This is a genomic window from Gracilibacillus thailandensis, assembly GCF_010994055.1.
Lineage (GTDB): Bacteria > Bacillota > Bacilli > Bacillales > Amphibacillaceae > Gracilibacillus > Gracilibacillus lacisalsi.
Genome location: NZ_WJID01000024.1, coordinates 14,858 through 39,682, shown reverse-complemented (window position 1 = coordinate 39,682; position 24,825 = coordinate 14,858). Strand labels below are relative to the sequence as shown.

26 protein-coding genes, 1 pseudogene and 1 riboswitch are annotated in these 24,825 nt (G+C 37.1%); of the genes and pseudogenes, 1 reads left to right on the top strand and 26 read right to left on the bottom strand.

What is annotated here, in order from left to right:
- Positions 1-768 precede the first annotated feature (768 nt).
- From GH715_RS09225 to GH715_RS21540, 15 genes and pseudogenes are all read right to left on the bottom strand, one after another.
- Positions 769-1,662: a diacylglycerol/lipid kinase family protein gene (locus GH715_RS09225; protein WP_153835152.1), complete on the bottom strand. Its 894-nt coding sequence runs from the start codon at positions 1,660-1,662 to the stop codon at positions 769-771.
- Positions 1,663-1,679: 17 nt separating this feature from the next.
- Positions 1,680-2,897, bottom strand: coding sequence for an EAL domain-containing protein (locus GH715_RS09220; protein ID WP_153835151.1), 1,218 nt, complete (start codon positions 2,895-2,897; stop codon positions 1,680-1,682).
- 101 nt (positions 2,898-2,998) lie between these two features.
- Positions 2,999-4,369, bottom strand: coding sequence for a type I glutamate--ammonia ligase (gene glnA / locus GH715_RS09215; RefSeq protein ID WP_018933054.1), 1,371 nt, complete (start codon positions 4,367-4,369; stop codon positions 2,999-3,001).
- A gap of 303 nt (positions 4,370-4,672) precedes the next feature.
- Positions 4,673-4,888, bottom strand: coding sequence for a YdbC family protein (locus tag GH715_RS09210; RefSeq protein ID WP_153835150.1), 216 nt, complete (start codon positions 4,886-4,888; stop codon positions 4,673-4,675).
- 92 nt (positions 4,889-4,980) lie between these two features.
- Positions 4,981-6,138: an MFS transporter gene (locus GH715_RS09205; RefSeq protein ID WP_153835149.1), complete on the bottom strand. Its 1,158-nt coding sequence runs from the start codon at positions 6,136-6,138 to the stop codon at positions 4,981-4,983.
- A gap of 2 nt (positions 6,139-6,140) precedes the next feature.
- Positions 6,141-6,557: a MarR family winged helix-turn-helix transcriptional regulator gene (locus GH715_RS09200; protein WP_153835148.1), complete on the bottom strand. Its 417-nt coding sequence runs from the start codon at positions 6,555-6,557 to the stop codon at positions 6,141-6,143.
- Between the two features lie 100 nt (positions 6,558-6,657).
- Positions 6,658-8,127, bottom strand: a complete 1,470-nt coding sequence (locus tag GH715_RS09195; RefSeq protein WP_153835147.1) for a sodium:solute symporter family protein — start codon at positions 8,125-8,127, stop codon at positions 6,658-6,660.
- Positions 8,124-8,312, bottom strand: coding sequence for a hypothetical protein (locus tag GH715_RS09190; protein WP_018933059.1), 189 nt, complete (start codon positions 8,310-8,312; stop codon positions 8,124-8,126). The genes GH715_RS09195 and GH715_RS09190 overlap by 4 nt, the downstream gene beginning before the upstream one ends.
- Before the next feature lie 253 nt (positions 8,313-8,565).
- Complete coding sequence (locus GH715_RS09185; protein WP_153835146.1) at positions 8,566-10,194, bottom strand: BCCT family transporter; 1,629 nt, start codon at positions 10,192-10,194, stop codon at positions 8,566-8,568.
- A gap of 96 nt (positions 10,195-10,290) precedes the next feature.
- Positions 10,291-10,476 (bottom strand): hypothetical protein, encoded by a 186-nt coding sequence (locus GH715_RS09180; RefSeq protein ID WP_018933061.1) that lies wholly within the window; start codon positions 10,474-10,476, stop codon positions 10,291-10,293.
- Positions 10,477-10,736: 260 nt separating this feature from the next.
- The gene (locus GH715_RS09175; protein WP_153835145.1) at positions 10,737-11,774 is read right to left on the bottom strand and encodes an LLM class flavin-dependent oxidoreductase; all 1,038 of its coding nucleotides are present in this window, start codon (positions 11,772-11,774) and stop codon (positions 10,737-10,739) included.
- Between the two features lies 1 nt (position 11,775).
- The gene (locus GH715_RS09170; RefSeq protein WP_153835144.1) at positions 11,776-12,474 is read right to left on the bottom strand and encodes an RluA family pseudouridine synthase; all 699 of its coding nucleotides are present in this window, start codon (positions 12,472-12,474) and stop codon (positions 11,776-11,778) included.
- 170 nt (positions 12,475-12,644) lie between these two features.
- Positions 12,645-13,016: a cupredoxin domain-containing protein gene (locus GH715_RS09165; protein ID WP_153835143.1), complete on the bottom strand. Its 372-nt coding sequence runs from the start codon at positions 13,014-13,016 to the stop codon at positions 12,645-12,647.
- 312 nt (positions 13,017-13,328) lie between these two features.
- A pseudogene (locus GH715_RS21545) lies at positions 13,329-13,718 on the bottom strand (YdcF family protein); the annotation flags it as partial.
- 15 nt (positions 13,719-13,733) lie between these two features.
- Positions 13,734-13,895 carry a hypothetical protein gene (locus tag GH715_RS21540; protein ID WP_228760276.1) on the bottom strand — a complete coding sequence of 54 codons (162 nt, stop codon included), beginning with the start codon at positions 13,893-13,895 and terminating at the stop codon, positions 13,734-13,736.
- Between the two features lie 100 nt (positions 13,896-13,995).
- On the opposite strand from GH715_RS21540, the gene GH715_RS09155 reads away from it, so the two are divergent.
- A complete protein-coding gene (locus GH715_RS09155; RefSeq protein ID WP_153835142.1) occupies positions 13,996-14,790 on the top strand; it encodes a thermonuclease family protein in 795 nt (264 codons plus the stop codon).
- A 55-nt stretch (positions 14,791-14,845) separates the two neighbouring features.
- On the opposite strand, the gene GH715_RS09150 is transcribed toward GH715_RS09155, so the two are convergent.
- From GH715_RS09150 to GH715_RS09100, 11 genes are all read right to left on the bottom strand, one after another.
- Entirely contained in the window at positions 14,846-15,601 is a 756-nt protein-coding gene (locus GH715_RS09150) for a TatD family hydrolase (RefSeq protein WP_153835141.1), read from the bottom strand.
- A complete protein-coding gene (locus tag GH715_RS09145) occupies positions 15,594-16,337 on the bottom strand; it encodes an ABC transporter ATP-binding protein (RefSeq protein WP_018933078.1) in 744 nt (247 codons plus the stop codon). Before GH715_RS09145 ends, GH715_RS09150 begins: the two co-directional genes overlap by 8 nt.
- Positions 16,334-17,092: an ABC transporter permease gene (locus GH715_RS09140; RefSeq protein WP_153835140.1), complete on the bottom strand. Its 759-nt coding sequence runs from the start codon at positions 17,090-17,092 to the stop codon at positions 16,334-16,336. Before GH715_RS09140 ends, GH715_RS09145 begins: the two co-directional genes overlap by 4 nt.
- Before the next feature lie 38 nt (positions 17,093-17,130).
- Positions 17,131-17,424: a thiamine-binding protein gene (locus GH715_RS09135; protein WP_153835139.1), complete on the bottom strand. Its 294-nt coding sequence runs from the start codon at positions 17,422-17,424 to the stop codon at positions 17,131-17,133.
- Between the two features lie 16 nt (positions 17,425-17,440).
- Positions 17,441-18,415 (bottom strand): ABC transporter substrate-binding protein, encoded by a 975-nt coding sequence (locus GH715_RS09130; protein WP_153835138.1) that lies wholly within the window; start codon positions 18,413-18,415, stop codon positions 17,441-17,443.
- 80 nt (positions 18,416-18,495) lie between these two features.
- Positions 18,496-18,606, bottom strand: a riboswitch (TPP riboswitch).
- 100 nt (positions 18,607-18,706) lie between these two features.
- On the bottom strand, positions 18,707-19,306 hold the full coding sequence (wrbA, locus tag GH715_RS09125) for an NAD(P)H:quinone oxidoreductase (RefSeq protein WP_153835137.1): 600 nt from the start codon (positions 19,304-19,306) through the stop codon (positions 18,707-18,709).
- Between the two features lie 160 nt (positions 19,307-19,466).
- Positions 19,467-20,186 (bottom strand): DUF4362 domain-containing protein, encoded by a 720-nt coding sequence (locus tag GH715_RS09120; protein ID WP_153835136.1) that lies wholly within the window; start codon positions 20,184-20,186, stop codon positions 19,467-19,469.
- A 57-nt stretch (positions 20,187-20,243) separates the two neighbouring features.
- Positions 20,244-20,432 carry a hypothetical protein gene (locus GH715_RS09115; protein WP_153835135.1) on the bottom strand — a complete coding sequence of 63 codons (189 nt, stop codon included), beginning with the start codon at positions 20,430-20,432 and terminating at the stop codon, positions 20,244-20,246.
- A 147-nt stretch (positions 20,433-20,579) separates the two neighbouring features.
- Entirely contained in the window at positions 20,580-21,218 is a 639-nt protein-coding gene (locus GH715_RS09110) for a DUF1266 domain-containing protein (RefSeq protein ID WP_153835134.1), read from the bottom strand.
- Positions 21,219-21,222: 4 nt separating this feature from the next.
- Positions 21,223-22,932, bottom strand: a complete 1,710-nt coding sequence (locus GH715_RS09105) for a J domain-containing protein (RefSeq protein WP_153835133.1) — start codon at positions 22,930-22,932, stop codon at positions 21,223-21,225.
- Positions 22,929-24,632 (bottom strand): molecular chaperone HscC, encoded by a 1,704-nt coding sequence (locus tag GH715_RS09100; protein WP_153835132.1) that lies wholly within the window; start codon positions 24,630-24,632, stop codon positions 22,929-22,931. Before GH715_RS09100 ends, GH715_RS09105 begins: the two co-directional genes overlap by 4 nt.
- Between the last annotated feature and the right edge of the window lie 193 nt (positions 24,633-24,825).

Sequence of the window (24,825 nt, the reverse complement as noted above, 5' to 3'; positions counted from 1 at the left end):
TCACTTTTTTATCCTATTATCACTTTTTTGCAATCCAGTTCATACAAAGAATAATCTGCTATTAAGTAAATATTTCATCTCCATAAGAAAAGCGCAGAGCGCCCGCTTAAAAACGTAGCGGCTGGAGCTAATAAACTGAGATAAAGGAATCACTGAGAAAAGCGAACCGATGATGACTTATCGTAGGGTGATTCGTGAAGTCGCCTAATTTTTGGCACTCGGAGCTAGACCTATGCGCAAATTTTATACTTTCCTTACATACTAAGAAAAACCGGCAAACCTCGCCGGTACGTTTTAAAATGCTAATTGGATGTCGATTATTTTGGTAGTAATTATGAAATATTTGAAAAGCTTGACCACCGCTTCGACTGCCCACTTCCTTTTACGTGGAGGTTGCTCTTCCCTATGATCATGCTTTACAACGCTACCCTGAGGTAACTGGTTGTTTTTACAAATAGCAATTTTCAACCCATTGTCATAAGTGAATCTATTACTTATGACAAGAATTGTTGCATCTTCTCATAGCGGAGACTAATTACGTAGACTCCTGAGGGAATAGCGCGAGCAGAAAATCCACATTGCAAAGTTAGTTGAGGCCGCGCCCACGGAAAGTGAAGTAATTAGTCGGAGCCTTGGCAAATACATATAAACATATCAAAATAACTACTTGGCTTAACGCAGTCATTGCACTGATTTTATACTTTCTTGTCTGAAAATAAAAACCTCCGCTTGATAAGGAGGTTAATGATGATTCGAAATTCTACATGTTTAGTTCTTTTGGGATAATACTTTTATGTGTTTCTCTAGAATAGACAATGACAAAGGGGTTGGATAACCTTCGTCCCCATCTATATTAGCTACCTTTTTAGGATTTGTATCAATCTTGATAGACTTAGCCTTGTAATAAGCTACCTGTTGATGATCTTTTAACATTCCATTCCATAAATTTGAGAGCATCGAAACACTATCAAAACCCGAGATCTGTTTAATTACAAATACATGTAAGTATCCATCATCTGGATTAACTTCTCTCATTACATGTTGTAAACCTGCTATCGTATCGGTAACTGTAGTAAGAACAAGCATCGCTTCCAACTGTTTCACTTCATTTTCATATTCTACGGTGACAATAAATGTGTCTTGTTTTGTATATTGCTTCACACCCTCCATAAAGTATGCCAGTGAACCGAGCTTGGATTTTTGTTCTGAAGTAACCTCATAAGTCGCTTCAGCAATTGCTCCTAAATTAACAAGGTTGATAAAATAAGTGTTATTAATTTTGCCAATGTCAGTTATTCTTTCAACAGGATTTTCTAATACTTGTATTGCTTCTTTTGGCTTTAATGGGATATCAAGCGCTTTAGCAAAGTTATTTACGGTACCCAATGGAATTATATGTATTACTGGCCGATATTCTTTCTCTGCAATACCACTTAATACTTCATTTACAGTTCCATCTCCACCCATTACTGAGACGATGTGCACCTTTTTTTCACATGCTTCTACGGCAAATTTTTCCGCATCACTTTCTTTCTTGGTTTCTTTCACTGTAACTTGGTATCCCATTGTCATTAGCATATTTTCAGTATCGTCTATAAATAAAGAACTCTTTTCTTCACCAGAACTAGGATTAACGATTATCATTGCCTGTTTTGATATCAATCAGTTTTCTCCTTTCATTACCACAACAAATCTTCATTCTCATCCATATACATCGGCGAAATATCCATAAATAAATACAAGGAATCAGCTAACGGATAGGAAAAAGTACGAATCCTATCACCTGTTTCGATATCATTGTAAAGATCAGAAAGAATCCCAGCTTGATCTTCTTTCATACGAATAACATTTTCAATAAAATACGGACGCCAACTCCAATTTTTCCCTTTAATCGTCTCATCCCAGACCCAGCCTTGATCCATATGAACAAGGTTAACAGTTTTCTGAAACCCATCTTCATCTGTTACATAAATTCGAAAAAAGATATGTTCCATTTCTTTTGCTAGACTATCAACTTGTTCATCTAAACTCTTATTCTTCTTCACTAGCTGCCATTTTTCTTGAACCTGTTGATTTAGTGTGGCTGTCAGCTGATATTTAGTAGTTAGTTTGGATCTTTCCACCTCAATAAACTGTTGGATATTTTGACGAAAACGTGCTTTCAATACGTCTTTTGCCACGAAGGTATCAGAAGTTTCGGAGAGAAAGCTTCCTTGGTAAAACCGGCCATTATTCCTCCATGCATAATGAAAGTGATAATTGGACGTAATACCGTCAAATAATAATTCGGCTCCAAGTTTACGCGCAAGTAATGATAGGGAATAAATGATGCCATGAAAACCATTAGAATTTGATTCACTTTGAAGGGCTTGCAAATCAACTTTTAAAATATCTGGTTCCATGAGGCTAATCCGATCTAAATTACTTGTTCCTGTTCCTAGATCATCAATAGCTACTTTCACACCCATCGTTTTTAAATATTTGAATGTGTGTGTCACCAGTTCAATATCTCCACGAAATTGATGCTCCGTTATTTCGATTACAATTTTGGAAAGATCAAGACCTTTTTCCTGATATTTTAACAGATGATTTAGAAACTGATCTTCCTTATCTAAGAGAAAATAATTCGCATGCACGTTCAAATACAAGTGCTCATCCATTCCTTGCTCAACATACTGTTTTAATGCCATGTCTTGAACCTTTTGATCGATTTCCATTTTGAAATCATCGGGAACATTCGTATCATGGAAAAATGAACCTAAAGGAATAACTTGATTATCAATTTCCAATCTACCTAACACTTCATAACCAGTCACTTCATGACTATCCGCACTGAAAATTGCTTGGAAATAAGGCTTCACTTTATCTACATGCATCATTATATCTAAAGGATCCATCTTGATTCCCCTCTCTTTACATTAATTGTAACCGCACATATTGTTTTATTCAAAAAAAATAGTCTGAATCCGATTGGAATTCAGACTATTCACTACTTCGATTAAAATTTCGCTTGATATCGATCTAATTCCCATTCTGTAACGGCTATACGATAACTATCCCACTCATCTTGTTTCAATGATAAGTATTCATTTAACGCATAGTCACCAAGAACTTTTTTACCAATTTCACCGGTTTTTAATGCTTGAATGGACTCACCTAATGTTGTCGGTAAGTTTTCAATACCACGCTCTTCACGTTCTTCATCACTCATGCTAAAGATATCATCTACTGTTTCTGTAGGTGCTTGTAATGATTTTTCCACACCATCGATACCAGCCGCTGCAATACTAGCATAAGCGTAGTAAGGGTTAGCGCTTGGATCTGGACAACGAATTTCAACACGAGTTCCCGCGCCACGCGTAGCTGGAATACGAACTAATGCAGAACGGTTAGACGCAGACCATGCGATATAACAAGGTGCTTCATAACCTGGTACTAAACGTTTATACGAGTTTACTAACGGATTTGTAAATGCAACAAATGATGGTACGTGGTGTAACAAACCAGCGATAAATGAATAGGCTGTTTCAGATAACTCACGAGAATCAGACTCATCATAAAAAGCATTCTTCCCTGCTTTCTCATCGAATAGCGACATGTTCACGTGCATGCCGTTACCATTTTCACCAAATACCGGTTTTGGCATGAATGTAGCGCGTAGACCGAATTGCTGTGCTACAGTTTTTACAACCCACTTAAATGTAGTAGCATTATCTGCAGTTGTTAGTGCATCATCGAATTTAAAGTTAATTTCGTGTTGCCCTTGAGCAACTTCATGGTGAGAAGCTTCAATGGTAAAGCCCATCTTTTTCAAAGTTTTATAGATTTCCAAACGAACACGCTCACCTAAATCGTATGGTGCTGGTTCGAAATAGCCACCTTGGTCATGTACTTGTTGAGTTGGCTGTCCTTTTTCATCTGCTTCAAATAAAAAGAATTCTAATTCTGGACCTACATTAACCGAAAAGCCTTTTTCTTTAGCGTCATCTATTGTTTTTTTTAGAATATTTCGCGGATCTCCTTCGAACAAAGAACCATCAGGATTTGTGACACTGCATAAAAAACGTGCTTCTGAGTAATCTGGTTCTTCTGTCCACGGTAATACTGCGAATGAGTTTAGATCTGGTAATAGGTATAAGTCTGATTTATTAATCGGTGTAAACCCTGTAATAGATGAACCGTCGAACATTGTTTTTCCTTCGACAACATCATCTAATTGTTCTGCTGTTACCGTCACCTGTTTTAATGTTCCTTCGATATCAACAAATTGTAAATGTAGTAATTCTACATGTTTTGTTTTGATTTCTTCTTTAATCGTTTCTAGTTGCGAGACAGTGTCCACTGTTTTCTCTGGAGCAATTGTTGCCATTTTTCATTTCCCCTTTTCCATGTAACTTTATTTAACATCTTTTGTTATTAACAATCCTACAATAGACCGAAATATATCGTCATGACTTTTGTAAGAAAATCTGACAAACTTTTTTGGTGTTTTGTAACTATTAAAATGCTTTTAATCACTGGCAAATCGCCTATTATGACGTTTGTACGATAGCTTATTTTTTTTTTGCAGAAAATGATATTATGTAAAGTGTAGCTGTATACGTATTACAAAACATAGATAATGGTTACAGAAAAAAACCGGTTCCTTTTCATAGGATACCGGATTAAACAATCATTGATCTTTCACAAATAATTTTAAAGCTTGCCATTCCTCTGGAGTCAGAGTTATGCCTTTGCCCATTTTTTCATGATCTGGTGACCAATCACGAATATCATACTTTGGTTCACGATCATTCCAACTGATAAGATTTACTTCCTTTCGCCATCCTTTTGATGATTCTGAAAGAACAGCGACTTCTTCTATAATCTCATATTTAATACCTGCCAATTTAAGACCCCCTATTAAATTGATTTGCTTCTAATGATTATTTTAATAGAAGATATAGGGAAAAACAATTTATCACAGTGCTCAGCACTTTATTATGCTCTCCGATTAAGATAGAAAAATAGAAATAGAATCATTCCTACAAAAACAGCTAACATAATAAACATATTGGTAAAGCCCATTAAACTAACAACTATACCGAGGATATAAGAGCCTAATGCGATCCCTAAATCATATAAAGTATAAAAGGTTGCTGTTGCATGTCCAGTACGATGTTGCTTCACTCTGGAGACAGCTAACGTTAAGAAAAATGGCAACAATGAGCCATAACCGACACCAATTATAGCAGCAGCAATCAAAAACGTTACCGCTTGATTAGAAAAGCTTAGCATGAATAACCCTAATGAAAATAAAACCATACAAGGAATAATGACTGGCTTTGGTCCTCGAAGATCGAACTGTTTCCCTAAAAATGGTCTTGATAAAAGCATCGTTACTGCAAACACAACAAAGAAGTAATTGGATACATGATCTAATCCACGTGCATTAGCATAAACAGAGATAAAGGAAACAATACTCGCATAAGCAAAAGCAATCAATAAGCCAATAAAGGAAATAGAGACTGCTTCTTTCTCAAGTAATTCTTTCCACTTAAATGAAGTTCCTTTTGGTTGAACGGTTGATTCTACCTCTTTCGCTTGAACGAAAAAGCTAGAGATTACACTTAAGACCGTAAACAGGTTAAGCATAAGAAATAAGTTATGATACGAAGTAAATTGGATAACGGTAAGACCTATAAAGGGACCAAAAACAACCGCTAAGTTCATTGCCATTGTAAAGTACCCAAGTCCTTCTCCACGCCTTTTGGCTGGTACAATATCTGCAGCAATTGCAGATGTTACGGTTGTAACAATCGCAAATGATAACCCGTGTATAAATCGAAGTACCAGCATTGTCATAAAAGAGTCTACAAATAAATAAAAAATCATCGTCATCGCAAAAAGGATACTACTGATTAATAACATTTTGCGTTTGCCAAATTTATCGAGAATGGTACCTGAAAATGGTCTTAACAATATCGCAGCTAACAGCATGGCAGTGACAACGAGACCACCTTGTGCCTCCGTAGCCCCCCACTTATCAATCACATACAACGGTAATGTCGTTAGTAACGTATAAAATGAGATAAAAATAAACAGATTCACTGCCGCTATACTTATAAAATTCTTCGTCCATATTCTTGGTTGGGACATACCTATTCATCTCTTTCTATTGATAGTTTTTCTAGAAGGTGTTGTAAAGTAAGTTTTTCCTGTTCTGATAATTGTTCCAAAAATAATTCTTCTGTTTGTTTCACTGCTTGAATAATTTCCGGATAGGTTGATGTTGCTTTCTCCGTTAATGTGACAATCCGTTCTCGTTTGTCAGTTCCGATTTTCCGCTCAACCCAACCACTTTGCTCCATCCTTACTAATGTTCTCGTGATGGTTGGAGCTTCTACCTTTAAATATTGCCAGATTTCAGTCTGTGTCATCTTCCCCTTTTGATATAAGGTATAAAGAATTGTCCATTGAGAATGATACAGTCCAAACTGTTTTAACGTTATGTTTAATTCATTTTGAAACATTCGCAGTTTTTGATGATATAAGTGCAACAAATGACTCGTATCCATGTTCTTACTCCCTTCCATTTTATTTACCTAGGTAAATAAACAACTTTACAAGTATAAGATATAAGTGATAAAAAGTAAAGAAGCAGCCAGTAATAACTGACTACTTCTTACTTTTCATTCGTTCTTTTACATATTCAATAAATTCATTTGCTTTTTGTTCGGGTGGTTGTGTCATTAAACTAACTACTATAAATAAAGCTGTTGCAACCACAATTCCCCAGATACCAGATTTCAAACCAAGTAACAATCCGCCAGTTGCCTCTATATAAATCACCAGAATACTACTGATGGTAACACTGACGATAACTCCAGCTGCTGTACCTCGTTTCCAGAAGAAAGTCCCGATGATTGCCGGAACAACAACAATTAATCCAGCTGAAGAAGCAACTGAAAGAACAGCAATTAAATCAAGCTCCAATTGAGCAAATAAAAAGGCTAATACAGCAATTACCGGAATAACGATTTTACCGATTAATAATTGCTTACGATCGTCTGCGTCCCCTTTCACATTACGATATACGTCTCGTGAAAATAAAGATGATAATGTTAGTAAAATCGAATCAATGGTTGAAATTGCAGCAGCCATAATTCCAACCATTACGATCACACCTAAAATCGGTGGAACGACTTCAGAAGATAACAACATCGGAGTTGCTAAATCCGCATTTTCTAAACCAGGGAACAGAATAGATGCAGAGAAGCCCCAGACAACAGATACAACCGTATATATAAGTCCAAACACTAAAAATCCTATTAACATATGACGCAAACTTTTTAATGAAGCTGGCATAAATAATCGCTGACTTACTTGTGGATTGGATATACTAAAGAAAAACCACGGTATCGTTAAACCTAAAAACGTCCAGAAATTAAAAAACCCATTGCCCGGAACAGCTAATGCTTGTGGATCATTGACTTCAATTGATGAAAAAAATCCACTCACACCACCTAAACTATTGACAATTAAAATGACGACAATAGTTGAAGTAATGATCATGATTAATGATTGTAAGGAATCGGTCCATGCCACTGATCGAATCCCCGCAATATAAGAAAAGATCAGTGCTAGTACCGTTGCAATAATAACACCTATAGTATAAGGTATCGCATCATTCGTCACACCTTGTAGCAAATAGCCGATTCCTGTTAACTGAACAGCACTGTACGGAATTAAAAATAAACAGCTGGCAATCGCCGAAACGATAGCTACCCATCTATTCTGATAACGGTCACCTAACATTTCGGATGGTGTTACATAACCATACTTATTACCTACTAGCCAAAAGCGTGGACCAAATATAGCAACAAGGGAAACTCCCATAAAATAAATAATTTCAAACCCTAAGGCACCAACACCACCATTGTAAGTAAGGCCTGCCAGTCCAACTAACATAAAAGCACTATAAGTCGTAGCACTATAACTTAAAGCTGAAACAAAACCATTTAATTTTCGTTCTCCTAAAAAGTATCCAGACATACTGTTTTGTCTACCATTTCTTGATAAATAGGCAATGACAATAGCAATCACCACATAAATGGTAATCGTTGACCAAACCAATGTTGTGCTCATTCCTCGTCACTCCAATCAGTTGTTAAGAAGTAATTCGCCAAAATGGTGATAACAGCTAAGATCGACCAGACTAAAAAGCTGCCATACCATTTCGTGACATCACTGAGGAATGTGTAAGGAATCACATAACCAAGAATAACAACAAGCAAAATAATAAGTCCCCAAAATTTCTCTTTTTGATTCACTTCTCTCACCTATCCTTTCGTGTCATGATTCTTATTATACAGATAATCATACACGTGTAAAGACATCTGTTAAAAATTTTCTTTCTTATAAAGAGAGGGGATGGCGGAAAGGGAAGTGGACAGCCGCAGCAATGGTTTCCTGTACAAGCTATTTCAAAATGGCTACTCTGCTTAAAAATGCGTTGATACCGCGGATTATATACATTCCTATATTATAAAAAACACGACCAGCTTCAGAGCTGATCGCAATTTTTTAATCTTCTGGTGGATCTGGATTTTGGTCTTTTAATACTTCTAACGGGGATCGTTTCTTCTTTTTCTTTTTCCAACGTTTAATATAAATGGTTGGTGATTCATAATCATCAGACGCGGTAATATCACGATTCGATGCTCGCATAAATGACCATGCTAGTAAGAACATAATAAAAATTAATGGAAAACCACCCACAATACTAGCTGTCTGTAAAGTATCTAAACCACCAAGGAACATTAATGTAAGTGGCATAATACATAATGTAAATGCCCAAAATAGTCGGTTCCATCTCAATGGCTCATCTTCAACTTCCTTTTGCGCAACAGATGCTAAGATAAATGAGGATGAATCAAACGTCGTTGCTAGAAAAATGATTGCGAGAATTGTAAAGGCTGCAACCATTAATCCTGGAAGTGGAAGTTGGCCAATAATCGCGATAATTGTTGCTGGTGCGCCAAAGTCATTAATATAACTCATTGCGTCAAATTGTCCTGTTAACTGTAAATGCAAGCCAAAGTTGCCCATGATTCCGAAGAAAAGTACACAACCTAACGTGCCGTATACCATCGTACCAAATATCATCTCACGGATCGTACGCCCTCTCGAGATACGGGCCACAAACAAGCCAACAAACGGTGCATATACTAGCCACCATGCCCAATAAAAGACAGTCCATGCTTCTGGGAAACCAGATTCAGTGAACTCATCCAAATTTCCGAACGGTTCTACCCATGTTGCCATTTTAAAGAAGTTATCTAACAAAATCCCTAAAGAGTTGAAGGTTGTCTCCACAATGAAACGGGTAGGACCAAGTACGAGAATAAAGGCTAGAATAAAAAGTGCTAGCCATAAGTTAATATCACTTAACAGCTTAATACCTTTCCGTAGACCAGAGTAGGCACTTACCGCAAAAATGGTTGTACAGACAAGCATGATAACTGCTTGTAACCATAAGGTAACAGGCCAGCCTGTCAAATAGTGAACTCCTTCTGCAATCATTGGAGTTCCCAAAGCTAGTGTAGTTCCTGCTCCACCTAACAATCCAAAAATAAAGAAAATATCGATAATTTTACCTAATGGTCCATCTACCAAACCGCCTAAAACTGGTCTAACTGCTTCACTTACTTTTAATACAGGTTTCTTACGAACATAGAAAAAGTACGCGATTGGTAATGCCGGTAATGTATAAATCGCCCAAGCTATCGGTCCCCAGTGAAAAATACCATAGGCAGTCGCCCACTGAATTGCCTCCGTTGATTCTCCTGCCAAACCGAATGGAGGTCCTTGATAGTAATATACCCATTCAATAACAGACCAGTACAAAATACTAGAACCAATACCTGCTGCAAATAACATTGCGGCCCATGAAAAAGTATTAAATTCAGGTTCTTGACCCTCATCTCCCAATTTCACGTGACCATTCTTACTAAATGCAACATATAAAAGAAAAGCAAATATAATGAGACCCATCGCTAAATACAGCACACCAAAATTAGTGGTCATAAAAGTATTAGCCATACCAACAATTTCTTTTCCTTCTTCCGGAAATAAAACAAGCGGTAGTACTACTGCTAGTAACAGTAAAAATGCTCCAATAAATGTCGGCCAATCAATCAGTCGATGTCTCATTGTTTTTCACACCTTCCTATTCGATATTATTTTTTAACTTTCCCATATTAGCCAAAAACAAACTAAAAAGAGGACAATTTTTTGATTGTCCTCTTCTTATTTTTTCTTATTTTTATTATGTTGATTCGATACATTTCTTCGAATATGGATGTTATACCACAGTAACGCAATTGCAATAATAAAAATAACAATCGCCGGAACATGAATAACACCTGTTAAGTCTAATATCATCATCACGACTAATACTGTCAGCAATGGTATTCGAATTTTATTATAGTTCATGACATCCCCCTTTAAGTGTGTGTTCAAAAAAGTTTAGAAGTGACTTTTTGAATAAACTATTTAACCGCTTTCATTCATTAATCCTACCATAAGTAGCGGGGAATTCATAATGTTAACCAAATAATTGCTTTTTGGTTGTTGAACTCATCTGTGAAGGACTCCATACAGGTGCCGATACTAATTCAACGGTAACATCCTACACACCTATTGGTACACGCGTAAACGCTCATGTTCATCATGAGCGTTTACTGTCCAATCCATTATTTATTTGTACCATCTTTCAACCTTCTATTTACTTCTGGGATAACTTTATGGACTAGTAAATCCATTGTTTCTTTGATGGATTCGATCGGTTGCCCACCAAAATCAACTTGTGCGTAAAATCGATCATGATGAAACAATTGATGTTGGTAGATTATTTTTTCTACGATTTGTTCTGGTGTTCCTACAAATAATGTTGATTCTTTACTCGTGATAAATTCTAAATCAGTTCGAGCAGCACCCATTGCTCCACCAATTCCTTGTTTCGTTAAATGTTTCCAATAGTTAGCATAATAGGGATAGAAGTCGTGTTCTAACTTCGTTTCTGTTTCACGAATCATTGTATGACCAGCAATCGCAACTACTGGACTTTCCCCTTGATAGACTTCATGATAACGGTGCACTAATCGTTGATACTTTTTAGCAATTCCACCAATCATCACAATGGTTAAACCACAGCCATTGCGCCCTGCTCGCTCGGCACTCTCAAGCGTTCCACCAACTCCGATCGAAACCGGTAACGTGTTCTGTATCGGGCGTGGCGCAATCTCTGCCGCTTGTAAAGCTGGTCGGTATCTACCTTCCCATGTTACTCTTTCTTGTTGATTCAGCTGTAAAAATAGTTGTAAATGTTCGTCAAAGAGGTCATCATAATCCTTTTCACTGTAACCAAACAACGGAAAGGATTCGACAAATGCACCTCTCCCTGCCGTAAATTCCACACGACCGCCTGCTAACAAATCTAAGGTCGCAAAATCTTCGAATAATCGTACGGGATCCGCTGTATTTAATAAGGAGGTCAAGGCTGTTAATTTAATCTTACTCGTTTGCTGAGAAATGGCAGCAAGCAACATTTGCGGCGAGGAAACAGCGTAATCCAGACGATGATGCTCACCCACACCAAAGAAGTCTAATCCTATTTTATCTGCATATCGAGCCATTTCCACTAACATATCGACTCGCTCTTTCGTTGTTATCGTTTCTTTTGTTTTCGGATTTTCTAAGATTTCAGATAAACTATACACACCAAACTCCATACTATTCTACCTCTCTCTCTTTTGTAAGCAGAGCTTTCCAATTTGACCATGGGAACTGATTAGGCGGAAAGGACACCGCACTGATTTCCTCTTTACGCACAGGATGATTAAGTCGTAATTCGTGCGACCATAACGCAATTTGCTGACCAGGCTTGTTTACCTTTTTCCCATATTTCTGATCGCCGTATAGCGGATATCCACGTGAAGCAAACTGAACTCGAATTTGATGTGGGCGACCAGTATGTAAATTAATTTTTACCAAACTCAAACCTTTATCACTAGCTAAAAGTTGATAATCAAGCACCGCTTTTTTTGCTTTTGAATTATTTTTTGACGAAACCGTGACAATATTGTGACGACGATCTTTCCACAAAAAATCGACCCATTCCTCAGCTGGTGACGGAACCCCTCTGACAACAGCTAAATATGTTTTATCTAATTCATTTTTTCGGATTGTATCAGATAATCGGGATGCAGCCTTTGATGTTTTCGCAAATACCATCACCCCACCAACTGGTCGATCTAACCGATGGACTAGCCCTAAATAAACATTACCAGGCTTCTGATAACGGATTTTGATATCTTCCTTTAAAATAGTGAGAAAATCCTCATCATTACTTTGATCTTTCTGTACAGGTACATTGACTGGTTTTTCCACCATTAACAAGTGATTGTCTTCATATAAAATATGGATATTCATAAGAAACCCCTTTTTTTGTAGATAGTCATTCATACTAACATTCTAACATAAGAAGCGTTTAGAGCACCTGTTCGAAATATTTTAATACAACGATTTATATCCCTTCGCTTTAAATATCCTTAAATACAAAAAGATCCCCTAACTATATGTAAGGGACCTTTTATTATTTACTATTCTACTATTAAGGTTGCCACCATATCGTCGTGACCAGGACCACACTGAATCGAACATCTAATAGTATATTCACCTGGTTCAAGTGTTGCAGTTTGAGAACCTGCGTCATCCAATGCAATATCAGTACCCTCTATTTCAATACCATGAAAACCTTCTTCATTTGTTAAGTTTACCGTAACTTCACCGGCTGGTACCGTATATTCTTCTTGATCAAATTGCCAGTTAGAAGCCTGGATATCTACTGTTTCACCATCACCACTCGCAGCTTCTTCATTGTTATTTGAACTTCCTTCATCATCACCGCTACCACAAGCTGCAAGCACAAGTGCTAATGATAATGTCATCATGGTTAAAAGTATTTTTTTCATGATTGTTTTTCCCCTTTCTATTCCATTTAGTTTGTTAACCACTTACATCTTAAACGATTCCCCACCAGATTCATGTAATTTTAATCACATTCTGTGAGTCAAATCCAATAGATAGGCCGAATTGCAACATATAGAAATCAAAGGTGGCAGGTGTATTGGCAATTTATATGGCTAGATTGTGAGCTATAGCTCCATTATAACGATTTGTTTCCTTACTTATCTACTTTTACCTAGATTCTTCACAAAACATTCAAGATTTATGTAATTCCTAGAGTAGACTTTTTACCGTCAATTTAAGAAAGATGAAGGAGTTTAGAATACAAGATATTTATAAAAGGCGGGAAATTCGCGAATGGTTGAGTAAATATCTCGCCATTCAAAATATTCTGCATATGATCCGTATACTTCCTCAAACCCTTGCTGTTTCATAGCCAATTTAGTCCTGGAAATATGAAAAAATTGCGTAATAACCGTTATATGGTCTGTTGACAAATCATGTTTTTGAGCAATCTCCAAACTGTTCTCTGCTGTCATTTCGGTATTATAGCCATTGTTATCCGTTATGATCGATGATTCAGGTACTCCTTTTTCCATTAAATATGCTTTCATTACTACTGATTCATCATATCCTTCTCTACCAATGCCACCACTGACAATAATCATTTCTAGTAAGTTATTATTATACAAATGGTAGGCTTTATCAAGACGAGCTTGTAGTCAAGCTGAAGGCGTCCCATCTTCCTTCACTTTATTACCAAGGACTACGCCCACTTCTGACCGTTCGTTTTCATCAGTTAATCCATCAATAGTTATAGCGATTGTATGTATAACAAAAAAAGTTAACGCCAGTCCAATCAAAATGATAACTATTTTTTTCATAGAATACTCCTTTCCCTTCCTATCATAACTGAAAAAAGGCTTTTAAACTATTCCTTCATATAGTAAACTTATTTTCAAAGAGACAACTGGGGGATACATCATGTTAATGAAAAAATGGCTGATCAGTTTACTTATTGTGATGACCATACTAGCCGGGTGTGGTACTGCAACAATCGAAGAGGAACAAACTGATCCAACCGCAGCGGACAATACTACTGAAGAAACAATGTCTCAGGAAATAAAGACACCATCAGAAAAGCCTGAGCATGCAGAAACACCAGATGATGAACATTTCGCCACGGCTACTGTTAGTCGTGTAGTCGATGGTGATACGGTCCAGATTGAATTAGATGGTCAGGAAGAAACAGTAAGACTTTTATTAGTCGATACACCTGAAACAAAACACCCTAACCTTCCTGTTCAACCTTTTGGTCCGGAAGCATCTGAATTTGCAGTGGAAAAACTGGCAGAAAAAGAAATTCAAATCGAATTCGATGGGCCAGAACGAGATAAATATGATCGACTTCTTGGCTATATTTGGGTCGATGGAGAAAATTTTAATCAACTATTATTAGAAGAAGGCTTAGCACGTTATGCTTATGTCTATGATCCTCCTTATATCCACCAGGATGAAATGAAGCAAGCGGAACAACGAGCACGTGAAGCAGAGATTGGAATCTGGAGTATCGATGGATACGTAACTGATGATGGTTTCAACCATGAAGGAGTCAAAGATGACCCTCAAGAAAATCAAAAAACTGAAACACCTGATGAAGATGTTTATTATGCTAATTGTACAGAGGCTCGCGAAGCTGGTGTAACTCCTTTGCATGAAGGTGATCCTGGTTATGGAAGTCACATGGATGGCGATGGTGATGGCGTAGCTTGTGAGTAATGAAGGAAAGCCCGAAAGGTCGGATGACCATTTGGGCTTATTTTTATCATTGATTTTATACGCGATAAAATAATGTCGTATTCTGTTCTACTTGTTCTTTTATATGTTGTATTGGTAACTGTTTAATTTCTGCTATTTGTTTAATCACTTCTTTTATCATATTCGGATGTGTCATTTCCCGTTGAAATCGCCCTTCAAACGGCCATGGACCATCTGTTTCTACCATCATCAATTCAATAGGATAGCTTTTAATTAAATCCTGAATCTTTTTTTCATAAAAACAATCTGGTGTCACAGAAATCATAAATTGTGCCTCTATCATCCGCTTAATCGTAATGTCATCTCCTTTAAACCAATGAAAATGTGCACGTTTTACCCCATGCTTTGCTAGTAAATCACATACTAATGCAGCATCATCATATACTGCATGCAACACAATCGGCAAATCATATTGTACAGCGAAGACCATGAACCGTTCTAATATAGCGATGTATGGTTGAAGATCGAGACTAGGTTCTTCTTTTCTTTTGTAAAATGGAAGCCCGACTTCTCCAATCGCAACTAACTGCTCATGATGTTCGTGGATCAACGTTTCAATTTGTGTTAATTCTTGATCAGTCGGGAGTGGTTGTTCAGGATGCCAGCCAAACGCTGGATAAACAGTTGGATATTGCTCCGCTAATTGCCAGACTTTTTCACAGCTTGTTAGATCACTGGATACTGCAATCATCCCAGCCACGTCTAACGTATCCATGACCATTTTTTGCTCAGCGGGCTTGTACCAATCCAAATGGATATGTGCATCAATCATTTAACACACCTCGTAATGTTTGATAAATTTCCTTCTTTTTTTCAAGGAATTCCTGCGTTAACGTCAACTCTTCATTTCTCGGACGTTTGAAATCTATCGTAAATTCCTTGATGACATTGGCAGGCTTAGAACCCAACACTAGAATTCGATCTGATAAAAAAATCGCTTCCTCAATATTATGGGTAACAAATAAAACAGACGGTCTTTCTTGTTCCCAGATAGTTAATAACCATTTTTGCATTTCTAACCTTGTGAACTCATCTAATGCCGAAAAAGGTTCATCTAAACAGATAAAAGATTGTGGACTCAAAAGACTTCGAACAAACGCTACACGTTGGCGCATCCCACCAGATAATTCGTGGGGATATGCGTTGGCATAATCTTTTAACCCTGCCCGTTCCAACATTTCTAGCGCTTTTTGTTTATCAGGCTTTTGATGTAATTCCACACTTAACACAACATTTTCGAGAACAGTACGCCATGGAAAAAGCGAAGGTGTTTGTGGCATATAGCTTATCGATCCTTTTTTACCGTTGATCGCTTCATTATCTAAACGAATCGTGCCATGATCGGCTTGATAGAGCCCGCCAATCAAGTGAAAAATGGTACTTTTTCCACTGCCAGATGGTCCGAGTAAGGAAACGAATTCACCATCGTTCACGCGTAAATCTAAGTGATCAAGAATAGTTAGTTCACCAAAGCTTTTTGAAATATTTTCGAGTTCTAGTGTACTCATGACTGTTCCTCCTTACCCGGATGCCATTTTAAGATGATTTTTTCTGCAGCAATGATAATAGCGAAAAAAATCAGACATAAGATCATAATAAATAAAATCGCTACAAAAACTCGATCAGTTCGGAATGATGATGAGGCTAGCGTCATGTATACACCAATTCCTTTGTTAGCACCTAACCATTCCGAGATAACAGCCCCCATCACACTATAGGTAGCGGAAATTTTTAGTCCGGAAAACATTTGTGGAACTGCATGAGGCAGTTCCAGCTTAGTGAAAATTTGTTTCTTCGTTGCACCAGCCATTTTCATATAATGAATTAATTCCGGATTTGTATGTCTTAATCCATCGATTGTTGATACCGCAACCGGGAAGAAACATACTAATGTAATAATTAATAGTTTAGGTGTAACACCAAATCCAAACCAAATAACAAGTAAAGGTGCGAGTACAATAATCGGAATGTTTTGCGACATAATCAGCAATGGATAGAGTGCTTCACGGATTTTAGGCAATAAATGAAGCATAATCGCAATGAGTAAACCTACACTTACACCAATGGCAAATCCGCTCACAGTTAAAAATACAGTTGATAGGATATGATGCTGATAATCACTCCAGCCATTAATCGCCTCTTGCATAATGATAGTAGGTGCAGGAAGAACCCAGGTCGGAATAGCTAATATCCGACTGGACAATTCCCATATGATTAAAATACTGACGATCACACTAACTGGTAAAAAAGACTTTCTAAACATAGAGCATGCTCCTATTGGTTTACTGGACACTTTTCCAATTAACGATACTTCTTCGTCAATTCACTCATGGAAGCTTGTTGATCTTTATGAGAATAAATCTTCACTTGTGAGATCACACTTGGACAGTCTAACTCATGCATACGTTGATTCATCTTTTCGATAACAGATAATAACGTTGCCAGTTCACCCTCCATTGTTGTTTCTAATGGATGAACTTGATAGTTGACACCTGCTTGTTCGATAATCTTGATTGCTTCATCAACAAAAGGGATGGAATCTTCCCCATTAGGTGTCTTCGGAATGATTTGTACACTAACTAATGCTTCAGCCATTCATACCCCTCCATTATTATTCTGGTAAAAATTCGTTTGTATATGCTGCATCAACGTCTAGCTCGCGTTCTAGTAGGTCATTTTCGAACATGAATTCTGCGTAATTGCTCCAGACTTCTTCTGATTGTTCGCCCCATCTATCCGCATCATCTTGATATCTTGGTGATATCCATTCCTGACTAGCATGTACTAATTCTTCGTCTAAATCTGGTTGCGCTTCTATTAAAATGTCAGCTGCTTCTTCTGGATTGTCGATCGCATCCTGATAACCGCGACTAACTGCAGCCATAAATTTTTTGATTGTTTCTGGATTTTCTTCGATCATATCTTCATTTGTGGTAATAACTGGTGTGTAGTAATCTAGTTTTTCTGAATAGTCCGTAAGATAGATCATATCAATTTCCTTACCTCGAAGTTCTGCCTCGATTCCAGTCCAGCCATAGTAAATCCAAGCAAAATCTACATCACGTTCTACTGCTGTGAAAAAGTCGGTATTACCCATATTTACGATATCAACATCTTCGACAGATGCATCTTCCTGTTTCATTAACGCATCAATAACTGCCGATTCAACAGGAGCACCCCAACCACCATACGTTTTTCCGGCAAAATCTGCAGGTGATGTGATTTCTTTTTCCACTGGTGCGGCGAATCCGGAAGTATTGTGTTGGATTACTGCTGCAATCGAAACGAGTGGAATATCTTGTGTGCGAGCTTCTGTTACTTGTTCTTGATAACTGATGCCAAATTCCGCTTGACCTGAAGCAACAGTTTGATCTGCTCCAGCTTCTCCTGGCATAACAATTTCTACATCTAATCCTTCATCTTCGAAATATTCTTTTGATTCCGCAACATACAGCCCGGTATGATTAGTGTTGGGGGTCCAATCTAATACTAAGGTAACTTCTTCTAATTCTTCTGGTGTGCTTTCTTCATTCCCGCAACCTGCAAGTATAAACATACCTATTATGGCAAATAAAATTTTTTTCATAATGACTCCCCCTATTTTTTATCTTTTTAGCGGAACATATAAGAAAGCGCCCTAGACTTATAGCCTAGGGCGCATATAGATATCTCATCTCATATGTTCCCTACGCTGGTGCTAACCAGATCAGGTTCTAAGGGTCAGCATCTTTACGGATACAGTCTCAACCGGCAACACCGGTCCCCCTACATTTCATATAATATTGCTACCTTCTACTTTGACATAATTCGTGTTTTTCTTCAAGTTTTGACCACTAAAAAAACGAACCTCTAATAAGAGAGATTCGTTTTTTTATTATTATCCATGAATTTTACTTGCTACTTCAACGACACGTTTTGCCTGATGTTTAACCGCATCTTGAACATTTTCGACCATAGAGCCGTCTTCCTGGCTTTGAGTAACACTTGTACCATAAGGGTTTCCGCCAGCTGCAAAAATGGAATCATTCGAATACCCTGGAGGAACGATGATAGCACCCCAATGCATCATAGATGTATAAAGACTTAACACCGTTGCTTCCTGTCCACCATGGGGATTAGAAGCTGAAGTCATCGCACTTACTACTTTGTTAACTGTCTTACCTGATACCCATAGACCACCTTGTGTGTCAATAAATTGCTTCATTTGGGAAGCAACATTTCCAAAACGAGTTGGCGTACTGAAGATGATAGCATCTGCCCATTCTAAGTCTTCTGTTGTTGCAACAGGAACATCTTTAGTTTCTTCCACGTGCTTTTGCCAGCCAGGATTTTGAGCAATCGCTTCTTTTGGTGCTGTTTCAGCAACTCGTACTACTCTTACTTCTGCTCCTGATTCTTTTACTGCGTCTGCTGCCCAGTTTGCTAATTGATAGTTTATACCTGTGGAACTATAATAAACTACTGCTACTTTTACCATATTGATAAAACTCCTTTTCTTATCAGATATTATTGGTTTGCCCCGTTTAATAAAATCTATGCATTTTATCTCGAAACTGAGACTTTTATAATTTACCACGTAATTATCTCAGTTTCAAGGTAAATGATTTGAGAAAAACATGGAGTGATGCGCTCCATGTTTAATCAAATGTTAAGCCTGTCTCAACCAATGTATTATAACGGATCACATTTCCTACTTCCTGATAATCAAAATGAATGATTGCTTGTTTACCATATAAAATAATTTCCCCTTCTGGAGCCATCATGGTCATCGTCATTACAGATTGTGGAGTACCCTCCCGTATTTTTGTTATGATCTCCTCTTTTTCGGATTCGTCAGTTGTATCTAATACAACCTCCTCACCTACGATCACCTCAACACGGTGATAGATGTCTTCAGGAACTATCATATCTTTAAAGGGTAGATTTGCGATCTCTAATACTCCAGTGTCGTTATCACAACCTGTTAGTTCAATCATAATGTTTTGATCATCTGTTAAGTAATATTCTAATTGTTGACAGGATACTTCACCTATTGTTTCTACTTCAACAAAGTTATCTTGCGTTGCATCTTCTCTTACGGTATACTCTCCATTCTGAAAAATAAAAGTATCAAACACAGAGCTACCTTCAACTGTAATGTTTACCCCTCGCATGGTGGCTTCTTCATTGTTTTCTGTTTTTTGAATAAATTGTTCCAAAGCGACTAAGTTTATCGTTTCATCAGGTGCAATGACCATATCATGTTCTTCATCAACGATCCGTTTTATGGCAATTGCACTACTTTGTCCTGGATAGGATTCGGCAACTGCACCATGAGTGACTTGAACTTTTTCACCTCTCATAAGTGAATTAGCCATGCTATCTTCTATATCATCGAGGCTGAACCTAATTGCGTTCCCTGCCTCTTCATGCTGTTATGGATGGAACTCAGAAATGCTTGGATCTAATCGATTCTCGACAACTAATACACTATTGTCCCCTATGTTAGCGACATAACCTTCCATCACATTTTGCACATCATCTTGTATTTTATTCCCGTTATCCAAATTTGTACCACAAGCAGTTACGAATAATAGCGTGATAATACCGAGTACATATTTCAACACAATCGCCTCCCTTTTTCTATTAGTCGTTGCCCTTTGAAAAAGGTTACACTATAAAAAGGTAGCGACTGGTTAGAAGGATATTTATCTGAAACTACAAATACTACAATCCTGTTTTAGTGTTACCACTCGGGACAAATATTAGTTTCAGTTATTTTCCGGTGAAAGATCCATTTGCCAATCAATTAAGTAAAAAGGACTTTTCTTCGAATATAACCAATGTTGAAAATATTTGTAGTTTTGTTCAATAAATTTTGTATCATAGTTAATTGCTTGGATTTGTTGACCTAAACTGTAACCATAAATAAATTCAATCCAATTCTGATACCCTTGCTGTAATAATTTAACTGCCTGTATAGCTAATTGATCTGCTTCTTGTTCTGATAAATATCCGAGCCGTTTGCCAGCAGTAATCAATAATAAGTATTCCGTCATGTCAATTGCTACAATTCCTCCTTTAGGAATACGGTACATCTGCTTTATTAATAATTGATAAAGCGGATAATGCTCTCCATCCTTGGGCATGATACGCATCTGTTCTTCTCGATCCTCGGGTGGGGTCATCTTGATCGTATTAAGAATACGCTGAAATTCATATCTAACTCCTGTATCCCATAACCAATCCAATTGCTCTTTTAGCTTTTTACCGTTCGAGATATTTCTCATTTCCAGTTCACTTTTTAACTGTCGTTTTGATGTGGAATAAAAAGAATGACTAAAATATGTAAAATGCTCGCGCCGATACCGGAAAGAAATGATCGTATTAACTAGTTTCTGTAAACTCATCTTCTCACCATCCTAGAAAAATCCGAAATCTTTTAATCACCATAGCCAAAACAGTACACAGAATACAGCAATTAATCAGCATGTAGATATATACATCAAAAGGTAACGTATCACCTATTAGCTCTAAATGATCTGTTTGTAAATACTTATCTTCGACAATGAAAGCTGGTGCCTCTTGGTAAAAGGGTGGTAAATGTGCGTTAAATGAATCTTTGATTGCTGTTAGAGCTTGATCGGGAAAATGATTCCACTCAGCATTTAAGACTATGGTTTTAGACTCATGGTAAGACGTGTCCTCTACCTTTTCTTGAAGTGTGAATGGAACCGCCACATCATCTACATACCCGACATAAACAGCCAAAGCATTTTTTCCTAACAAGCGCTCCATGTCTTTTACTTCTGATAATTTAAAAAATCCTGTCTGCTCTTTTCCTTCTATTGTTCCAACTGTTTCATATAATCCTGTATGTGTAGCATCTTCTATGGTAACATTTACAAGTTCATCCTGATTATCTACCGTTTCCCGTAACAGTTCCATTGTGTCTGCCTCGATAATCTCTTTGGATTGAAATCCATTTTTTATCCAGTCAGTATAGGAATAACCTGTATATTCTTTTACTGTTTCACTTATAGAAATTTGGAACAGGATCGTCATAACTAATAAAATTCCAATTCTCCAAAGAGGCAACAGCCTTTTAGAATAACGGATTATTTCTTTTAATGAAAAAGGATTAGATCTCTTATTTTTTAATTGTTCTGCTAATAAAATTGCTTCGATGTCATATTGATCTTCAGATAATATCTGTTCTATCTCGTTCTTTGCTTCTTCATCTCTATTCAATCGGATCAATGCCTTTGCCATTAAAAGACGAACACCGTTGCTTGGATAATGATTTAAAAAGGTGCTTGCATGTTCAATCACTTCATTCCATCTTCCCATTTGAAATAAAATATCGATTTGTTCCCCATAGCTATCCATATCATCTGGATCAATGGCCAGACACTTCTCATAAGCCTGTATAGCTTGTTGCCATTCGTGCAATTCTTTACATATTAACCCTTCCATTTTTAACAAATCAGGATCATGGTCAAAAATAGCTTTGGCTCTTTGTAACAACTGTTTTGCACTGTTATGATTATTAGCTAAGATAGCTTGTGCGACCTTATCTCGGTAAGAAAAAAATAAATCATGATCAATATCGGTTTGACTTGCAGCATATGTATAGCGAAATTGATGATGTCCTAGGATATTTCTCTCAATTAAATCAACATCCGTTTCTTGCCAATCAAATATACGGGCTAATAACTGCCATATTTCTAAAGGTAAATTGGGGTATTCTCTAACGTGGCTTGTAATGAATGTTTTTACCTTAGGGTATTCTTCTATTTGCCAAATTGCTTCCGCATCCAATAATTTTTGCCATTCACGAATATCAATTCTTTTTTCAATATCATTAAATATACGAAGAAAGTGATCTTGCCAGCTCTCTTTCGGTGTTATTGGTGTAGGTGCGGATTCAGTCGTGATCGGCTCTTCCCAATTCGTTTTTTCATCTTTTGCATACTCTATTGCCTCTTCATATGCTTTTCTAAGCTGCTGGTAACCTTCTGGATCATCTTCCGGATGAAATTGTGGTAGCTGCTTAGCATATGCTTTCTTGATAACGTTCAAATCCTTTGTTGGTTCTATCCCTAGTAAATTCCAATTAATCATAAAGGAGGTGATCCCCCTTCTAACTGATTCAGGTGTTGCCTCAATGTATGTGCTGCTTGTTCTATTTTATCTGGTCGTTGTGTCGCCAAAACGCGCTCAAAAGCTTCTAACAGTTGTGCAATGTATTCTCTTCTCTCTCCCAAAGATTCTTGATAGAGTCTTTCCCCCTTGGAAATAAGGAGACGATTTTCTTCCTGGTTACGTGGGTGTATTTTGATTGCTTCTAATTCCTTTAATCGCTTATCAATCTCTTCATTTGACATATTGCCTGGATTTTGTTCAATTACAATACGTTTGGTAATACCAGTTGAAACTGGTGTACATTCTACTTCTAAAATACCATTTACATCATAAGTATAACGAACATCAACCATTCCTTCTCCTGCAGGGGCAGGTGGTACCTCTACTACTACTTCTCCAATTTTAAGATTTTCTTTTGTTATTCGATTTTCTCCTTGGTAAACATCCACTTTTAATTTGGGCTGATTATCATATACCGTGTAAAGCCGTTTGACAATACTGATCGGAATTGGGGTATTACGCTCAATAATAGGATAAAAATAACCACTTTCAATCTGATTATCATTTATCTCTTTCACAACATCTGTTCCTAAAGTAAAAGGACAAACATCCGTTAAGATGACTTCTTTCAATGATTGATCACGTTGCTTCAATGCAGCTTGTATAGCAGTGCCAACTGCGACAGATTGATCAGGATCAATGTTTGAAAATGGTATTTGACCAATGATTTTACTAACTAGCTTTTTGATCAATGGCATCCTTGTTGCACCGCCGACTAATACTACAGCATCTAGATCCTCAGGACGAAGGGAAGCATCATTTAATGCACGTACAATTGGTGAACGTACCCGTAATGCCAATTCTTTTACAAGCGTATCAAATTCTGTAGAAGTAAATTTGATCGTTTTATATTCTTCATTTATTGTAATGGTGATTTCTATTTCTTGTTGCTGACTAATCAAACGTTTGGCTTGTTCTGCTTGATTCATTACACTTTGTTTTTCATGACTTTTCAAATCATCTTCAGCTATTTTTAATTGTTGCAAAATGTACTGATAAATGGCCTTAGTAAAATCTTCTCCCCCTAAATAATTGTCTCCGGCAATCGCCCGCACTTGTATAACTCCCGCAAATTTCTCTAAAATTGAAACATCATATGTACCACCACCTAAATCGAACACTAAAAAATTACAATCTCGCTCAAACTCGTGCAAACCATAAGAAAGTGCAGCTGCAGTAGGTTCGCTAATGAGACGTTCCACTTTTAACCCTGCTAATTCCGCTGCACGCTTGGTAGATTTACGTTGCCGATCATTAAAGTAAGCAGGTACACTTATAACAGCTTCTTCTATTTCTTCTTTTAAAAAATGTTCAGCGTCTTCTTTTAACTTTCTTAATACAAAGGAGGACAATTCTTCAGGTAAATAGTATTCTCCTCCCAATTCAAAGGTTTTATCTGTGCCCATATCGCGTTTGAAAAGAGCAGCTGTTTGATCAGGGTGCGTTAATAACCTTTCTTTAGCTACCTGCCCAACAAGCAGTTGCTTTTCCTCATCTATACTAACAACTGATGGGGTCAGAATTTCACCCAGATTATTTGGAATTACATTCGCTTCTTCTTCTCTCCAATATGCTACAACACTATTAGAAGTACCCAAGTCTATCCCAATAACCGTCATCTTATCACTCCAAAATATAGTATTCATTCATTAATATAGTAATCTTAAATAAGCAATTTGCATAGTTACTTTTTACCTATTTTTGGATAATAAAATAAATTATGGTTGAATAAAATTGTTCCTTATCCCTGTAAAATATAAGAAAAATGCTACGCTAGGATTTAAAATCTTAACGTAACATTTCTATTCAAGC

Coding starts and splice junctions, on each gene's coding strand:
- GH715_RS09220 (WP_153835151.1), bottom strand. CDS start 2,897: ATGGATCCTTTAGATATAATGATGCATGTAGATAAAGTGAAGCCTTAT.
- glnA (WP_018933054.1), bottom strand. CDS start 4,369: ATGGCAACAATTGCTCCAGAGAAAACAGTGGACACTGTCTCGCAACTA.
- GH715_RS09205 (WP_153835149.1), bottom strand. CDS start 6,138: ATGTCCCAACCAAGAATATGGACGAAGAATTTTATAAGTATAGCGGCA.
- GH715_RS09200 (WP_153835148.1), bottom strand. CDS start 6,557: ATGGATACGAGTCATTTGTTGCACTTATATCATCAAAAACTGCGAATG.
- GH715_RS09195 (WP_153835147.1), bottom strand. CDS start 8,127: ATGAGCACAACATTGGTTTGGTCAACGATTACCATTTATGTGGTGATT.
- GH715_RS09185 (WP_153835146.1), bottom strand. CDS start 10,194: ATGAGACATCGACTGATTGATTGGCCGACATTTATTGGAGCATTTTTA.
- GH715_RS09180 (WP_018933061.1), bottom strand. CDS start 10,476: ATGAACTATAATAAAATTCGAATACCATTGCTGACAGTATTAGTCGTG.
- GH715_RS09175 (WP_153835145.1), bottom strand. CDS start 11,774: ATGGAGTTTGGTGTGTATAGTTTATCTGAAATCTTAGAAAATCCGAAA.
- GH715_RS09170 (WP_153835144.1), bottom strand. CDS start 12,474: ATGAATATCCATATTTTATATGAAGACAATCACTTGTTAATGGTGGAA.
- GH715_RS09165 (WP_153835143.1), bottom strand. CDS start 13,016: ATGAAAAAAATACTTTTAACCATGATGACATTATCATTAGCACTTGTG.
- GH715_RS21540 (WP_228760276.1), bottom strand. CDS start 13,895: ATGAAAAAAATAGTTATCATTTTGATTGGACTGGCGTTAACTTTTTTT.
- GH715_RS09155 (WP_153835142.1), top strand. CDS start 13,996: ATGTTAATGAAAAAATGGCTGATCAGTTTACTTATTGTGATGACCATA.
- GH715_RS09150 (WP_153835141.1), bottom strand. CDS start 15,601: ATGATTGATGCACATATCCATTTGGATTGGTACAAGCCCGCTGAGCAA.
- GH715_RS09145 (WP_018933078.1), bottom strand. CDS start 16,337: ATGAGTACACTAGAACTCGAAAATATTTCAAAAAGCTTTGGTGAACTA.
- GH715_RS09140 (WP_153835140.1), bottom strand. CDS start 17,092: ATGTTTAGAAAGTCTTTTTTACCAGTTAGTGTGATCGTCAGTATTTTA.
- GH715_RS09135 (WP_153835139.1), bottom strand. CDS start 17,424: ATGGCTGAAGCATTAGTTAGTGTACAAATCATTCCGAAGACACCTAAT.
- GH715_RS09130 (WP_153835138.1), bottom strand. CDS start 18,415: ATGAAAAAAATTTTATTTGCCATAATAGGTATGTTTATACTTGCAGGT.
- wrbA (WP_153835137.1), bottom strand. CDS start 19,306: ATGGTAAAAGTAGCAGTAGTTTATTATAGTTCCACAGGTATAAACTAT.
- GH715_RS09120 (WP_153835136.1), bottom strand. CDS start 20,186: ATGGCTAATTCACTTATGAGAGGTGAAAAAGTTCAAGTCACTCATGGT.
- GH715_RS09110 (WP_153835134.1), bottom strand. CDS start 21,218: ATGAGTTTACAGAAACTAGTTAATACGATCATTTCTTTCCGGTATCGG.
- GH715_RS09105 (WP_153835133.1), bottom strand. CDS start 22,932: ATGATTAATTGGAATTTACTAGGGATAGAACCAACAAAGGATTTGAAC.
- GH715_RS09100 (WP_153835132.1), bottom strand. CDS start 24,632: ATGACGGTTATTGGGATAGACTTGGGTACTTCTAATAGTGTTGTAGCA.